We start from the raw sequence: 14,692 nt of genomic DNA, 5'->3' as shown, positions 1-14,692 counted from the left end.
GGGATATGTGTAAAAGCGGGGAGCGGGCGGGCGCACCAAAAAAAGAGGGCAGGATCACCCTCAGGTGATCCTGCCCTCCCGACAATGCAGCTCAGCGAGTGAGCCTCATCGAAAAAACTTAGACGAGCTTGACGCCCGCGCCTGCCTCTTCGAGCTTTGCCTTCGCCTCTTCAGCGGCTTCCTTCTTCGCGCCCTCGAGCACGTTCTTGGGAGCCTCCTCGACGAGAGCCTTCGCCTCGCCCAGGCCCAGGCCGGTCAGCTCGCGCACAACCTTGATGACCTGGATCTTCTTGTCGCCAGCCGACTCGAGGACGACGTCGAACTCGTCCTTCTCCTCGACAGCCTCAGCAGCGCCGGCAGCCGGAGCAGCAGCAACTGCGACGGGAGCAGCAGCGGAAACGTCGAAGGTCTCCTCGAACGCCTTGACGAACTCCGAGAGCTCGATGAGGGTGAGCTCCTTGAACTGTGCGAGCAGCTCTTCGGTGGAAAGCTTAGCCATGATGTATCTCCTTGATGTGTGCCCGCACGCGGTGCGTACGAGCGGGTTTTTTCAACCGATCCGGCGTGAGCCGAGTCTTAAGCGTCCTGCTTCTCCTGCAGCGCGCCGAAGCCGCGAGCGGCCTTAGCGGGCAGGGCGGCGAACAGCTGTGCAGCACCGACCAGAGCAGCCTGCATAGCGCCGGCGGCCTTAGCCAACAGCACCTCGCGGCTCTCGAGATCGGCAAGCTTGCCTACCTCAGCGGCGGTCAGGGCGTTGCCATCGAAGTAGCCCGCCTTCACCACCAAAAGAGGGTGTGCCTTGGCGAAGTCACGCAGCGACTTTGCGACCGCGACGGTGTCACCGTGCACGAAGGCGAGAGCCGAAGGACCGGCCAGCTCGTCATCGAATGCGGTGATCCCGGCGTTGTTGGCCGCAATCTTCGTCAGCGTGTTCTTCGCCACAGCGTACGTCGCGTGCTCACGGATGCTGTTGCGGAGTTCCCGCAATTCAGCAACCGAAAGACCGCGGTACTCAGTCAGCAGAACGGCGCTCGACTCTTCAAACTTCTGCTGAAGATCGGCGACCGTAGCGTCCTTCGTAGCCATGGCGCTCCCTAGCTTGTCGTACCCAAGCGACGGACGCCGCTCGGGGGCCGCGCCGCACAGAGCTTTCAGTCGGGGCTTCCACATGAGAAGCCACAGAAACCAAAAAAGCTCCGGCGCGCACGCACGGAGCTTCAGAAGTTCGGGATCGGGATCCGTCACTCAAGGAGATCTGCACCTGCGCTGGTCTCCGCTTTCGCGGACGTTCTGGATTCCTTGCGGAATCTACCGGCGGTCTTGGGCCGTGGGAAACTCTACCATTCGTCGTGTGGGAACGCAAAGGCGGGATGTCCGCAGCAGCGTGCCTCCGGCGATTGCGGCCCAGCCGCAATCGCTGCCAGGCCCGACCAGCACGCTGCTGCGGACATCCCGCCTTCGCGGGCACTCATGTCAGAGCATTTCCCTCAACGCTGCGCGAGCGCTGCTCGCGCGATGCTCAAGCCGCAGGCTTGAGCATGTAGCCCGCGCCACGCACCGTGTGCAGCATCGGCTCGCGACCCGAATCGATCTTCTTGCGCAGGTACGAGATGTAGAGCTCGACGACAGTCGACTTCCCGGTGAAGTCGTACGCCCAGACTCGATCCAGAATCTGCGCCTTCGACAACACGCGGTTCGGATTGCGCATGAGGTAGCGGAGCAGCTCGAACTCGGTGTTCGTCACCGTGATGCTCGCTCCGGCACGCTCAACCTCGTAGCTGTCTTCGTTGAGCGTGAGATCGCCGACCCGAAGCACCGGATCGGGGTTCTGAGACAGAGTGAGCTGCGAGCGGCGCACGAGCCCACGAAGCCGGGCGATGAGTTCTTCCAAGCTGAACGGCTTGACGACGTAATCGTCACCGCCGGCGGTCAGTCCGTTGACCCGATCCTCAACCGAATCGAGCGCGGTCAAGAAGAGCACCGGGAACATCTCCCCCGAGGTGCGAATGCGCGAGAGCAGCTGCATACCGTCAAAATCGGGCAGCATGATGTCGAGTACGGCGACATCGGGATTGAACGTGCGAATCTTCTCGAACGCGTCTTGCCCAGTGCCGGCTGTCTCGACTTCCCAGCCTTCGTAGCGCAGCGCCATCGCGACCAGTTGCGTGATCGACTCTTCATCGTCGACCACGAGCGCGCGGATTTTTCCCCCATCAGCGCGCGTCAGTTGTTGTGCGTCCATTCCTTCGGAATGCTCCTTTCGATCGATAACCCCGCGCACCCGGCGGAACAGGTGACTTTCACGACGCTTCGATTTCGTTTCCCCAGAATCTGCCCCAACTTTTCCGCAGATCACAGCAGATATCTCTCTGAGGAGGGTACTCCCATCGCCTGGGTGTTCGCAGTCTCCAAACCTCTGCGAACAATGCTTTTCTTTTCAGTTTTCTGTGATTCTGCACACCGTCCGATGAACGTGAACGTCACTCGAACACCGCTCGACGGGCGCGATCGGCGCGCTGCACGCGCACCTCCGAGACGCGTGCGACACTGGAGTGGTGTCCACCCTCGCTCCGGCTTATCTGCAACGCATCGTGACCGATGGCACGGATCGCACGGCCTGGATGCGCGCACGCGCACGCGGCATCACCGCAACCGATGTCGCCAAGCTGTCAACGCCGCGCTCCATCGAGGCAGCCGCGCATGAGAAGCTGCACGGCAGCCGATTCTCAGGCAATGCGTTCACCGACCACGGCAAGCGTCGCGAGCCCGAGATCGCGGCTTGGGTGCTGCGCGAGCACGAGATCTCTCCAAGCCAGGCACTCTTCCACGCCGAGCGCGATCTCAGACACCTCGCCACCCCCGACGGCCTTGCGTTCCGCGCGTCGGGCGCGGTCGAGCTGGCCGAGATCAAGACGACGAATAAGGAATGGCGCAGCATTCCCCGCAACTACCTGCGGCAGGTGTGGTGGCAGCAGTACGTGCTCGGCGCCGAGCGCACCCTCATGGTGTGGGAGCGGCACGAGAACTTCGTGCCGGTCGGCGACCCGGAGTGCCGTTGGATCGATCGCGACGACAGCGAAATCGAGCAGCTCGTCACCCTCGCGAGCCGGCTGATCGACGTGCTTATCACGCGCACGACCTGAACTCGACGAATCGCCCGCTACAGATCGGCGAAGCGGGTCGTTGCGTTGGGCGGAACACCCAGCACGGCCGGTGGAACCGTCGCCGCAGGTGGTGCCGTGCGGCTCGCGTGCGCGTAGTTGCGCTCGACCAGCTCCTGGATCGCATCAGCAGTTGCGGCGACCGCAGGGACATCGTGCAGCACCGTGCGCTCCGCGCCGATGGAGAGGTCGATTTCGCCGGCACCGCACATGCGTTGCAACAGACCGCGCCGAGTGCGCACCTCGCGCACGCGCAGCAGTGCCACCTCAGAGCGCTGACGCGAAAAGATGCCGCGGCGCAGGATCACCCGGCGCGAAGTCACGGTCACGCGCTGGGTCAGCCACCCGAGCACCGGCAGCAGCCCGAGCACCATGCCGAGCACGACTGCCGCAATGGCCGCCGTCACGTTCTGCCAGCCCTCGGCGAACGCGCCCACCCAGTACCCGGCGAGGCCGGCGAGCACGACCATGCAGATCACCGGGAGCAGCAACCGACGACCGTGCCGACGGAAGCGCAGCACGATGACCTCGGGCTGCGCGTAGTCGGTCGGCGCCGGGCCGAGCACCGACTCGACCTCCGAGGTCAACGACTGAGAGCGGCGAGCGGACATGCTCCTATTCTGCACCGCGCCTCATGCGAATCGGGCGGGGAGGCTCCCCGCACATCGGGACGCACCGAAAACGCCGCAGCCCCGGTCTCCCGAAGGAGCCCGGGGCTGCGGCGTGTCGCACCCGGCGTGCTACTGCGAGCCGGCCCCGAACCCGTTGATCTGGTCGGTGACGTTGGTTCCGGTGCGCTGAGCCGCGGCTCCTGCGTCCCGTGCAGCCTCGGTCGCCGCATCGGCAGCGGCGCTGGCGGCGTCAGCCGCCGCCGTTGCCGTGCCCGCTGCCGAACCGGCAAGATCACGAGCGCTGTCGGTCACACCACCGACTGGCGAACGATCGGCGGCACCCGAAGCCGCGTGAGGAATTCCGTGGTCACCGGTCTCGGCAGTCGCAACGTCCGCGCGCCCCTCGGTGATGCCACGACGCTCAGAGCGCTCGCCGCGCACCGCGTCACGGTCTGAGCGGCGCCCGCGATCGGACTCCTCGCGCGACGCGCGCCCGGCGGCCGCACCCGCGGCGCCGCCCGACACGGCGCCATTCAGCATGCCCGCGAGGTCGATGCCCACCGTGTCTTTCGCCATTTCGAGCAGGCCCTTGATGTTGCCCATCGCTTCGCCGGCCACCTTCGAGGTGCCGTCTGCCGAGACGACGGTCATGTGCTCGATCGCACCGATGGCGCGAGCGTATTCGGCCGCGATCTCGGGGAGCAGATGGATGAGCTCCTGCGCGAGCACCGCCTGCGACTGCGTCTCGAGAGCCCGCGCACGTGCATCGATCGCAGCGGCCTCAGCCGTGCCCTTTGCCTCCAGCGCTGCGGCTTCGGCGCGACCCTCGGCCTCGACGGCTTCAGCTGCGGCGATACGGGCGATGCGGCTCGCCGCACCCTCGCGCTCAACCGCGGTGGCGCGGCCTTCGGCGGCCGAGATCGACGCCGCAGCCTCTGCCTTTGCAATCTGCTCGACGCGGTAGGCGTCTGCCTCGGCCACGGCACGCACGTCGGCGTTCAGCTTCTCGGTGCGCAGCGCGACTTCCTTCTGCGCGGTGATGCGCTGCTGCTCGACGATCGCCTGCTGCTGGATCGCGTCTTCCAGGGGTTGCGCGGCCGACGCCTGCGCGGTCGCCTTATCGGTCTCGACCTGAATCTCGGCCTGGCGCAGCTTGAGCTCGCGGTTGCGGTCGAGCAGCACGCGCTCGGCGGCGATCTTCGCTTCTTGCGATGCCTGGTAGGCGTTCGTTTCGGCGATGTCGGCCTGCTGGCGCACCTTGGCGGCTTCGGGGCGACCGATGTTCGAGATGTAATCGGCGCCGTCGCGGATCTCCTGGATCTGCAGCGTATCGACGACGAGGCCCTGCTTCGTCAGCGCCTCTTCGGCGGCTTCGAGCACGCTCTGCGCGACAACGGCGCGGTCGCGGATGATCTGGAGCACCGTCAGGCCACCGATGATCGAACGGAGCGAACCCGAGAGCACCTCCTGCGTCGACTCGTCGATCTCGTCGGAGTTCGAGAGGAAGCGCTGCGCGGCAGCGCGAATCATCTCTTGGGTGCCGCCGACCTTGACGACGGCGACGGCCTGAGCCTGCATGGTGATGCCGTCGGTCGTCTGCGCCTCGGTCGTGATCGAGAGACGGCGCGAGCGCAGCGAGATCGTGAACGATTTCTGCACGAACGGAACGACGAATACGCCGCCGCCGGTGACGACCTTCTGCCCCGACAGGTCGCGGCTCTTGTTGCCCGCAGCGTCGACCACTTCCTTGCCCTTGCCACCGGTCACGATGATCGCCTCGTCGGGCTTCGCGATGCGGTAGCGCTTGATGATGACGAGGGCGATCAGCACGAGTGCGATCACCGCGCCGAATATGCCGACGATCGCCGGGCTTGCGAGGAACATTACGTCTCCGTTCGGTCTAACGGTTGGGCGTGGTCTTCGGGGAGGACGAGCTCGACGCGCACGGACGTCGAGGTCACGGTCTGAGTGATGCGCACGGCGGAACCGCGCGGGATCGGCGCATCGGCGGTCGCGGAGAGCGAGATGCGCTCGCCGTGACGCACGACGGCGACTTCGCCGAGTCCGTTTTCGGGAATCGCGAGCACGACGGCTCCGGTCGAACCGATGAGGTCGTCGCCGCTGACCGCCGTGTTCGATTCGGCGTTTCTGATCGCGCGGGAGAGCCACCAGGCCGCGGCCGCCCCCACGAGGCCGGAGAGCGCGCCGACGATTGTCGCCATCGGGGTCGACATGCCGGCACCGACGCCGGCGAACGCCGCGAACCCGAAGATCGCGGTGAACGCGGCGATCGTCGTGAGGCTCAGTGGGCCGTCGCCGAAATCGAACGCATCGAAGATGCCGTCGAGCAGCAGCGAAATGAGCAGCAGCACGCCGCCCACGATGCCGATGATCAAGAAGATGCCACCGGCGAACAGCGAGCCGTCGAGCAACCGCTCGATCCAGTTCATGATGCCGTCCATGGGCGTCGTCCCTCCGATGAGCTGTTACTGGCAGAGTACCAAGTGCGCACGATGCGGGCGCAAGAGTGAGAGACCGAACGCGGGTTCAGTTGCCGTCGGGGTGATCCGGCATCCTCGGCACCGATGAGAGCAACTCGCGCCCGTATGCGGTGCGCGGTGCGGTGAAGAACTCGGCGCCTCCGCGCTCCACGACCTCTCCTGAGCGCATCACGAGCACGCGGTCGCAGAGCGCATGCACGACGGCCAGGTCGTGCGAGATGAACACGAGCGCCAGCCCGAGCTCGCGTCGCAGATCCTGCAGCAGATCGACGATTCCGGCCTGCACCGAGACGTCAAGGGCGGACGTGGGCTCGTCGGCGACGAGCACCCGGGGTTCTGCGGCGAGCGCACGGGCGATCGCCACTCGCTGCCGCTGCCCGCCCGAGAGCCGGTCGGGGGTTGCCGATGCGAGCGCCGGGTCGAGACGCACGAGTCTCAGCAGCTCAGCGACGCGGGAGCGCCGTTCGACCGGAGAGCGGGGGGCCGACGACTGAGCGCGATCGACGGCGCGCAACACCTCGGCGATGACGCTGCCGACCGGGCGGCGCGGGGTCAACGACGATCCGGGATCCTGCGGCACGAGTTGCACGGCGCGGAGCCCGGTGGCGGATCGCCGAGCGCCCGCGCGCACCGCTCCGTCGAGCAGAATCTCGCCGCTCGCGAGCGGCACCTGGCCAACGATGGCTCGGGCGAGCGATGTCTTGCCCGAACCGGATTCTCCGACGATGCCGATCGCGTCGCCGGCGGCGAGCGCGAGCGAAGCTCCGTGTACCGCGGTGAACGCTCCGTAGCGCACGACGGCGTCGCGGACGTCGAGCACGGGTGGCGCGGTGTCCTCGGGCGTCGCGGATGCGTTCGACGTCGGGGCATCGAGGTGCGGCAGGTGCGGCACGGCGTCGACGAGTGCGCGGGTCTCGGCGGCGCGGGGGTGCCGGATCACCGCACGCGTTGCCCCGCGCTCCACGACGGCGCCCTGGGACATGACGATGATCTCGTCGCACATCTGCGAGACCACCGCGAGGTCGTGCGACACGAACACGAGCGTCATGCCGCGGCGGGCGCGCAGTTCTCGCAGCAGCGCGAGCACTTCGCGCTGCACGGTGACGTCGAGCGCGGTGGTGGGTTCGTCGCAGAGGAGCACCGCCGGATCGCCGGCGAGCGCCAGCGCGATCACGACGCGCTGCCGCTGACCGCCCGAGAGTTCGTGCGGGTACGAGCGAGCGATGCGGGAAGCTTCGTGGAGGTGCACGTCCGCGAGCAGGGCGCGCACTCGTTCGCGCACGGCGGTTCGCGAACGGCGCGGCTGGGCCGCGGCGACGGCTTCGCGCAGCAACGCGCCGACGCGGGTGAGCGGGTCGAGCGCAGTCAGCGGATCTTGGAACACCATGCCGACCGCCCCGCCGACACGCACCGGCGATGTGGTGCTCGACCCGGAAGAACCCGCGGAGGTCGCGACGATGCCGCCCGGCAACAACCCGAGAAGGGCCCGCAGCGTCAAGCTCTTGCCGCTGCCCGATTCGCCGACGATGCCGAGCGACCCGCCCGGTTCGACGGTGAAGCCCACGCCGTCGACAAGCGCGCGCCCGCTCGTCTGCGCAATGCGGAGGTCGCGCACCTGCACCGCACCTCGCGGCACCTGCGTCTCGGGAGGCCTGCGGGGTGCCGTGTGTTCGGCGACACCACCCGAGGCGACGCGGCCACCGCGGCGCGCGGTGATCCCGCGCCGCTCGGCACTCGCGTGCCCACGACGCACGCCGAGGCCGCTGCGGCGCCCCACACTCGGCGCACCGGTGACGCGAAGGGCGTCGGCGAGCCCGTCACCGAGCAGCGACAGTGCGATGCCGGTGAGCACCACGGCGAACCCGGGGAAAGCGGCGAGCCACCAGTGCGTGGTGATGAACTGCTGCGCATCCGCGATCATCGTGCCCCAGTCGGGGGTCGGCGGGCGGATGCCGAGGCCGAGATACCCCAGGGTGACGATGGCGACCATGATGAGCGCGATTTCGGTGGCGAGCAGCACGATGGCCTGGGGCAACACGTTCGGCAGCACGTGCCGCACGAGCACGCGCGCATGTGACAGCCCGCTGCCTCGTGCACTGCGCACCCATCCTGCGTCGCGCAGCGCGGCCGTCATCGCGCGAATCACGCGCGCGTAGCCGACCCACCCGACCAGCGCGAACGCGACGACGATGCCCCCCGCCCCTGCACCGAGCGCGAACACGAGCGCGATCACGATGACGTAGAACGGGAAGGCGATGACGGTGTCGGTGATGCGTGACGCCACCCAGTCGACGGCACCTCCGAAGTATCCGGAGACGAGGCCGACGGTCACGCCGACAACAAAAGGCGCGATCGACGCCAGAACCGCGATGCCGAGATCGGTGCGCGCGGCGAAGAGCATGCGTGAGAGCACGTCGCGCCCGAGTTGATCGGTGCCGAACCAGTGCTCGGGCGACGGCGGCAGGAGGCCGGCGGTGAGTTGCTGATCTGTCGGCGAGTGCGGAGCGATCACCGGTGCCGCCAGTGCGACCAGCAGCAACAGCGCGGTGAGCGTCGCCCCCGCGACGAAGGCCGGCGACCGCAGGGCGCGACGCAGCGTCGTCATCGGATCACCTCGACCGCGGCCCGAGGCTCAGACGGAGCGCCCACCCGCAGGCGCGGATCGACGGCGCTCGCCAGCACCCCGGCCAGTGTCGTCACCAGCACGACGACGATTGCGCAGTAGAGGGCGACGCCCTGCACGACCGGGAAGTCGCGGTTGCCGATCGATTGGAAGAGCAACGAGCCGATCCCGTTGATACCGAAGACCCGCTCGACGACGAGGGTGCCGCCGATGAGATACGCCGTATTGACGCTCAGCAGCGTGAGCGTCGGCAACGACGCGCTGCGCATGACGTGCCTCCAGAGGATGCGCCGCTGCGGAATGCGTGCGGCCCGCAGGGTCGTCACGAAGTCGGCGTCGAGCGTCTCGATCAGCTGCGCCCGCAGCGAGCGGATCAGCGGCGGAGCCATGCCGAGCGCAACGGCGAGCGCCGGCAGAAACAGGCTGCGCAGCGGGTCGCCCGGGCCCGCACCGACACCGCCCACCGGAAACCAGCCCAGGTGCACCGCGAAGACGATGATCAGCAGGAGCCCGATCCAGAACAGCGGCATGCCCAATCCGACCGCGGGCAGGATGCGGATCAGGTGATCCGCCCAGCCGTCTTGACGCAGCGCCGCCACAAGGGCGAGCGGCACCGCGATGACCACGGCGAGGAGCACCGCGAGACCGACGATGCCGAGACTCACGGGCGCCTTCGCCAGCACGAGTTCACGGGTCGAGACGCCCGAGACCAGCGATGACCCCGTGTCGAGATGGAAGACCACCTGCCCGAGAAAATCGGTGAACTGACGCCACAGCGGCTGATCGAGACCGAGCTGACTGCGCAGCGCAGCGAGCGCATCGGGCGTCGCGCGCTCGCCCAGGATCATCGCGGCGGGGTCGCCCGGCACCAGTCGCAGCAGAAAGAACACGGCGATGACGACGCCGAGCATGACCGGCACGACGCGCGCGATCACGCGGCACGCGGCCCGCAGTGTTCGTCTCAGCACGTGCTCACCCTACTGCGCTCAGCGGGCGGTGGCCGGCGACGACTCCTGCGCGTCGGCCACCGCCCGATCGATCACTGCGCTGCAGCGTCGACCCACGTGTCTTGGAACCGCACGCTGCCGTTCGGCAGCACGGTGAATCCGTGCACATCGTCGCGGGTCGCCTTCAGGTTCGACGGGAAGAAGAGCGGAATGTAGGGCACGTCATCGGCCAGGATCTGCTGGATCTCGGCGTAGATCTTCGTGCGGTCAGCGCCTTCGGCAGTCGTGCGGCCCTGCTGCATCAACTGCGTCACGCGATCGTTGGTGTAGTGGGTCCAGTACGACTTGCTGAACCCGTCGGGGTCGGCTTGGAACGTGATGAACCCATTCGGGTCGGGCGCATCGGACTGACCGCTGTTGAGCATGAAATCGAAGTCGTAGGCGAAGAACCGCTCACGGAACACGGCGATGTCGAGCTGCTCGATCTCCACGGTGATGCCGATCTTCGCGAGCGACTCCTGCACGATCTGCGCGATCTGCGCACGCTGGGAATCGCCGCTCGCCAGCGACAGCGTGATCGAGAAGCCGTCGGGGTACTTCGACTTCGCGAGCTCCTTCTTGGCGGCGTCGACGTCGAACTCGAGCGGCTGCACCGTGGCGTTCGCGGAGTCGACGATGGTCGGCGGCAGCAGCGCGTTCGCGACCTCGGCCGTGCCGAAGGTGGTGGCCTGGGTGATTCCGTCGCGGTCGAGCGCCAGCGCGATCGCCCGTCGCACGTGCGTGTCGGCGAACTGCTCGCGCTGCGTGTTGAAGAACACCTGCTCGGTCGACCAGCCGGTCGTCTGCGACAGTGCCGTGCCCTCGGCCGAATCGACCTGCGCGGCATTCGCGGCTGGCACGTCGTCGATGGCGCCGAGCTGACCCGCCGTGAGCTGCTGCTGCAGCTGTGTGTCGTCGGTGACGAGCTTGTAGACGAGCTTGTCGAGGTAGGGCTTGCCCTCCTGCCAGTAGTGCTCGTTCTTCACGAACGTGAGGTCGCCATTCGGATCCCACGTATCGACGACGAACGGGCCGGTGCCGATCGGCTTCGCGAAGAAGTCTGCCTCGCTCGCGCCGCCGAAGTTGTTCGGGAAGATGCCGTTCGAGAAGCTCGCGAGTTCGGAGAGGAACGGGGTGTACGGGGAGGTCAGGGTAATGGTGACCTCGTGATCGCCCGTCGCCGTGATCGCATCGATCGGCGCTTCGAGCGGCAGCGGGCCGCCGACCTGCCGGTGACGCTCGAGCGAGAACACGACGTCGTCGGGAGTGACCGCGTCGCCGTTCGAGAACTGCAGCCCGTCGTGCAGCGTGAAGGTGTAGGTCAGACCGTCGCTTGAGGCGTCGAAGTCGGCCAGCCAGGGGATCAGTTTGCCGTTCTCATCGAAGCTCACGAGTGGTTCGAAGATCTTGTCGATCGCGAACGCGTTGTTGGCGGTGATCTGCTGGTTGAGGTCGAGATCGGTCACCGCAGCCACGCGGCCGAACTCGAGCGTGCCGCCGCTGACAGGCTCGCCGGCGGCATCGGCACCGCCGGTCGAAGTCGAGCCGCCGGCGCACGCGCTGAGCAGCAGTGCGGCGCTGAGCGCGGCCGCGGCGAGACCGAGGCGGCGAGAAGTGCGAGTGGTGGTCACAGAGGGGTCCTTTCGGAGGGGCTGAGGGGTGACGAGTGTGGGGGCTGTGCGGCCGCGGGCGCTGGCGGCGGCGCGGGAACAGGCGGCGCGGGATCGATCCAGCGCCCGGCGAGCAGCACCCCGACGATGGCGGTGGGGTCTGAGAGCGCGCCCGGCTCGCGCGGGTCGCGGCGCAGCACGACGGCGTCGGCGACCGCACCGTCGGCGATCACCCCCGGCGCGACGTGTGATTGGCCGATCGACTCGGCGTCGGGTGCCTTGGGCGCCTCGTGTGCCTGGGGCGCTGCACGCGCGAGGAGTGCGGCACCCCCGCGGGTGGCCGCGAGCAGCGCTTCATGCGGCGCCAGGCCGGCGTCGACGAGCGCGTCGAATTCGAGTCGATTGGTGCCGTGCTGATCGACCGTGCCGTAGTCGGTGCCGAGCGCAATGGCGAATCCCGCATCTCGAGCCGCGCGAACGGCGGCGGGGTGGTGGGCGATCGCCTCGTCGACGCGCGCCGCGAACTGCGCGGGCAACGTGCCGTTCGCGATCATGTCGCGCACGAGCCGGTAGATCCGCAGCGTCGGCACAAAGGTCGCCCCGACCTCGGCACCGTGGCGCGCCTGTTCCGGGGTGAGGTACATGCCGTGCTCGATGCTCGCGACACCGGCATCAAGGGCGTGGTCGATCGCCGCGCCACCCCAGGCGTGCACCATCACCGCGGCTCCCACCGCAGACGCCCGATCGGTCGCGATGCGAAACTCGTCCGCGGTGAAGTGCGCATCGAGCTTGGCGCCCGCGGGGGCCGCGACACCGGCCGTCGCGACGAGCTTCACCCAGCGCGCACCCGACTCGAGCACAGCTTCGACTGCCGCGGCGACGCCGCCCGCCGCATCGGCACGCGCTCGGTCGATCATGGCGACGGAATGCGCAATCCGCGGTCGCACGAGCGCGCCGTCGGAGGCGTGAGTGTCGCCCGGCTCGTGAGCCGCCGACGGCTCGACGGCGAGACCGCCGGCATCGCGCACGCTCGTGAATCCGGCGCGCAACGTACGATCGAGCCCCGCTGCGGTGAGGCGCCGGGTGTCAACGGAAGAGAGACGCGCGCGATCGGCGGCGTCGAATGCGTGCCACGCGGCGTGGACATGCGCGTCGACCAGCCCCGGAAGGAGCCAGGCGCCATCGAGCCGGCGATCCGCCCCCGTCACCGGCGACCCGGTGAGTTCTCGATGGGCCGCCTCGCCGAGTGAGAACCGGCCCGACTCCCACGAGACGCGCATTGGTGCGGTAAAGCCCCCGGCCTCCGTGAACACGCGCAACAGCGGAGCGGTCATGGCGGGTTCCGATCTGTGAGTGGGCGAGTATGCGGGTGTGGTCCACTGGGTAACGATAATCGGGGAAGTTCAAGTAGACCAGTTTGGGTACGCAGACGTAGACCACCGGCCGCAGGCGCACGTCGGCGGCATTCGCCAGCCCGGGTAGACTGGGTCGGTGACCAGTAGTACGCCTGACGCCGCCCCGCACGCCCCGAGCCCGATTCTGCTCCTCGTTCGTGGGCTCTTCCAGCTGGCGGCAGTCGTCACCGTCACCGTCTGGGGCTTCCTCGCCTGGCCGCTGCCCTTCCCTGGAATCTTCACCGGCCTCGGCCTGCTCGCGCTCTGCGTGCTGCTGTGGGCGCTCTTCCTGTCGCCGCGACCGGTGCTGCGCGTCGACCGCTTCGCCCAGGCCCTCTTCGAGCTCTGCCTCTTCGCTGCGGCGGTCGCCGCCCTGCTCGCAATCGGCGTCTTCTGGGTGTGGCCCGTCGCTCTGGGCGTCGTCGGTGCCGCAGTCGGGTTCATCACCTCGAGCCGCTCGGAATAGCAACGGGCTCTGCCGCGTTCTCACCGGCATGACCCCCCTTCGCGCCGTTGCCGGCGCCACCCCCGAACAGCTCATCCTCGGCCTCGACACGTTCGGCGACCTCACGCTCGATGCGTCGGGCGGCCGCTCATCGCACGCGCAGGTGCTGCGCGACGTTGTTGAGCAGGCCGTGCTCGCCGATCGGCTCGGCGTCGACGCCATCACCCTGGGCGAGCATCACCGCGACGACTTCGCGCTCACCTCCCCCGAAATCGTGCTCGCAACGATCGCGGGCCGCACCGAGCGCGTACTGCTCGGCACTGGCGTGACCGTGCTCTCGAGCGACGACCCGGTGCGCGTCTACGAGCGGTTCGCCACGCTCGACGCCGTCAGCTCAGGGCGCGCCGAAGTTGTACTCGGCCGCGGATCGTTCATCGAGTCGTTCCCGCTCTTCGGGTACGAGTTGGGCGACTACGAAGCGCTCTTCACCGAGAAGCTCGACCTCTTCACAAAACTCCGCACCGAGGGGCCGATCACCTGGTCGGGTCAGCATCGTGCCGCACTGGTCGATCAAGAAGTCTTCCCGAAAACCGAGCAGCCCGATGGCGTACGCGCCTGGGTCGGCATCGGCGGCAGCCCCGAATCGGTCGTGCGCTCAGTACAGACCGGCATCCCGATGATGCTCGCGATCATCGGCGGCGACCCCGCCCGCTTCGCACCGTTCGCAAACCTCTACCGGCAAGCGCAGCAGGAGCTCGACCGCGACCCCATGCCGCTCGGCGTGCACTCCCCCGGGCACGTCGCCGCGACCGACGCCGAGGCCCGCGATCAGCTGTGGCCCCACTTCGAAGCCAACCGCAACCGCATCGGCGCCGAGCGCGGATGGCCGGCGACGACACGTGCCGAGTTCGAGCGCGAGGCCGACGGCGGGTCACTGTACGTCGGATCGCCCGAGACCGTCGCCCGCAAGATCGCCGCGACGGTGCGCACTCTGAGCGCCGACCGCTTCGACCTCAAGTACGCGAACGGCACGATGCCGCACGCCCAGCTCATGCAGAGCATCGAGCTCTACGCCGGTGAGGTGATCCCGCGCGTGCGAGCACTGCTCGCCGAGTAGGCACTGGCGCCCACGCGCCGGCACCCACGCCCGCACCCACCCGCTGCCACCAGCTCGCGGAGATTCAGCGAATCGCGGACCGAATGCGACGATTCGGTCCGCGATATGGCGAATCTCCGCTGATTGAGGCGAGCGGGGCCGGCCACGAGCCAGCAGGCGACAGGCTCGGGCAACAGGTTCGGGCAACAGGCAGGCGACAGGCGCGGGTGGCTCGCGCAGCCGGCGCGGGCAACCAGCGGTCTGC

Annotated in this window: 13 protein-coding genes; 3 read left to right on the top strand and 10 right to left on the bottom strand. The window is 68.1% G+C overall.

Annotation, left to right across the window (positions count from 1 at the left end; genetic code table 11):
- Positions 1-118: 118 nt before the first annotated feature.
- From rplL to AMS67_RS14215, 3 genes are all read right to left on the bottom strand, one after another.
- Positions 119-499: a 50S ribosomal protein L7/L12 gene (gene rplL, locus AMS67_RS14225; protein ID WP_053352494.1), complete on the bottom strand. Its 381-nt coding sequence runs from the start codon at positions 497-499 to the stop codon at positions 119-121.
- A 77-nt stretch (positions 500-576) separates the two neighbouring features.
- On the bottom strand, positions 577-1,086 hold the full coding sequence (gene rplJ, locus AMS67_RS14220) for a 50S ribosomal protein L10 (protein ID WP_053352495.1): 510 nt from the start codon (positions 1,084-1,086) through the stop codon (positions 577-579).
- 433 nt (positions 1,087-1,519) lie between these two features.
- Positions 1,520-2,242: a response regulator transcription factor gene (locus AMS67_RS14215; RefSeq protein WP_053387945.1), complete on the bottom strand. Its 723-nt coding sequence runs from the start codon at positions 2,240-2,242 to the stop codon at positions 1,520-1,522.
- A gap of 379 nt (positions 2,243-2,621) precedes the next feature.
- On the opposite strand from AMS67_RS14215, the gene AMS67_RS14210 reads away from it, so the two are divergent.
- Positions 2,622-3,143 carry a YqaJ viral recombinase family protein gene (locus AMS67_RS14210; RefSeq protein WP_082305538.1) on the top strand — a complete coding sequence of 174 codons (522 nt, stop codon included), beginning with the start codon at positions 2,622-2,624 and terminating at the stop codon, positions 3,141-3,143.
- A gap of 17 nt (positions 3,144-3,160) precedes the next feature.
- Here AMS67_RS14210 and AMS67_RS14205 read toward each other — a convergent pair whose 3' ends face one another.
- From AMS67_RS14205 to AMS67_RS14175, 7 genes are all read right to left on the bottom strand, one after another.
- A complete protein-coding gene (locus tag AMS67_RS14205; protein ID WP_075201404.1) occupies positions 3,161-3,772 on the bottom strand; it encodes a PH domain-containing protein in 612 nt (203 codons plus the stop codon).
- A gap of 129 nt (positions 3,773-3,901) precedes the next feature.
- Positions 3,902-5,656 carry an SPFH domain-containing protein gene (locus AMS67_RS14200; RefSeq protein ID WP_053387944.1) on the bottom strand — a complete coding sequence of 585 codons (1,755 nt, stop codon included), beginning with the start codon at positions 5,654-5,656 and terminating at the stop codon, positions 3,902-3,904.
- Positions 5,656-6,234, bottom strand: coding sequence for an NfeD C-terminal domain-containing protein (locus AMS67_RS14195; protein WP_053352498.1), 579 nt, complete (start codon positions 6,232-6,234; stop codon positions 5,656-5,658). The genes AMS67_RS14200 and AMS67_RS14195 overlap by 1 nt, the downstream gene beginning before the upstream one ends.
- 85 nt (positions 6,235-6,319) lie before the next feature.
- Positions 6,320-8,878, bottom strand: coding sequence for an ABC transporter ATP-binding protein/permease (locus tag AMS67_RS14190; RefSeq protein ID WP_075201402.1), 2,559 nt, complete (start codon positions 8,876-8,878; stop codon positions 6,320-6,322).
- A complete protein-coding gene (locus AMS67_RS14185; protein WP_241488097.1) occupies positions 8,875-9,864 on the bottom strand; it encodes an ABC transporter permease in 990 nt (329 codons plus the stop codon). Before AMS67_RS14185 ends, AMS67_RS14190 begins: the two co-directional genes overlap by 4 nt.
- Positions 9,865-9,935: 71 nt before the next feature.
- Positions 9,936-11,513, bottom strand: coding sequence for an ABC transporter substrate-binding protein (locus AMS67_RS14180; RefSeq protein ID WP_053387943.1), 1,578 nt, complete (start codon positions 11,511-11,513; stop codon positions 9,936-9,938).
- Positions 11,510-12,826, bottom strand: a complete 1,317-nt coding sequence (locus AMS67_RS14175) for an amidohydrolase family protein (RefSeq protein WP_075201401.1) — start codon at positions 12,824-12,826, stop codon at positions 11,510-11,512. Before AMS67_RS14175 ends, AMS67_RS14180 begins: the two co-directional genes overlap by 4 nt.
- A gap of 157 nt (positions 12,827-12,983) precedes the next feature.
- On the opposite strand from AMS67_RS14175, the gene AMS67_RS14170 reads away from it, so the two are divergent.
- Positions 12,984-13,352, top strand: a complete 369-nt coding sequence (locus AMS67_RS14170; RefSeq protein ID WP_053387942.1) for a DUF2568 domain-containing protein — start codon at positions 12,984-12,986, stop codon at positions 13,350-13,352.
- A 28-nt stretch (positions 13,353-13,380) separates the two neighbouring features.
- On the top strand, positions 13,381-14,448 hold the full coding sequence (locus tag AMS67_RS14165) for an LLM class flavin-dependent oxidoreductase (RefSeq protein ID WP_053387941.1): 1,068 nt from the start codon (positions 13,381-13,383) through the stop codon (positions 14,446-14,448).
- Positions 14,449-14,692: the final 244 nt, after the last annotated feature.

This window comes from Leucobacter japonicus (genome assembly GCF_001273855.1).
Classification (GTDB): domain Bacteria; phylum Actinomycetota; class Actinomycetes; order Actinomycetales; family Microbacteriaceae; genus Leucobacter; species Leucobacter japonicus.
The sequence above is the reverse complement of the archived record's forward strand: the minus strand, read 5'-3'. Positions and strand labels throughout refer to the sequence as shown.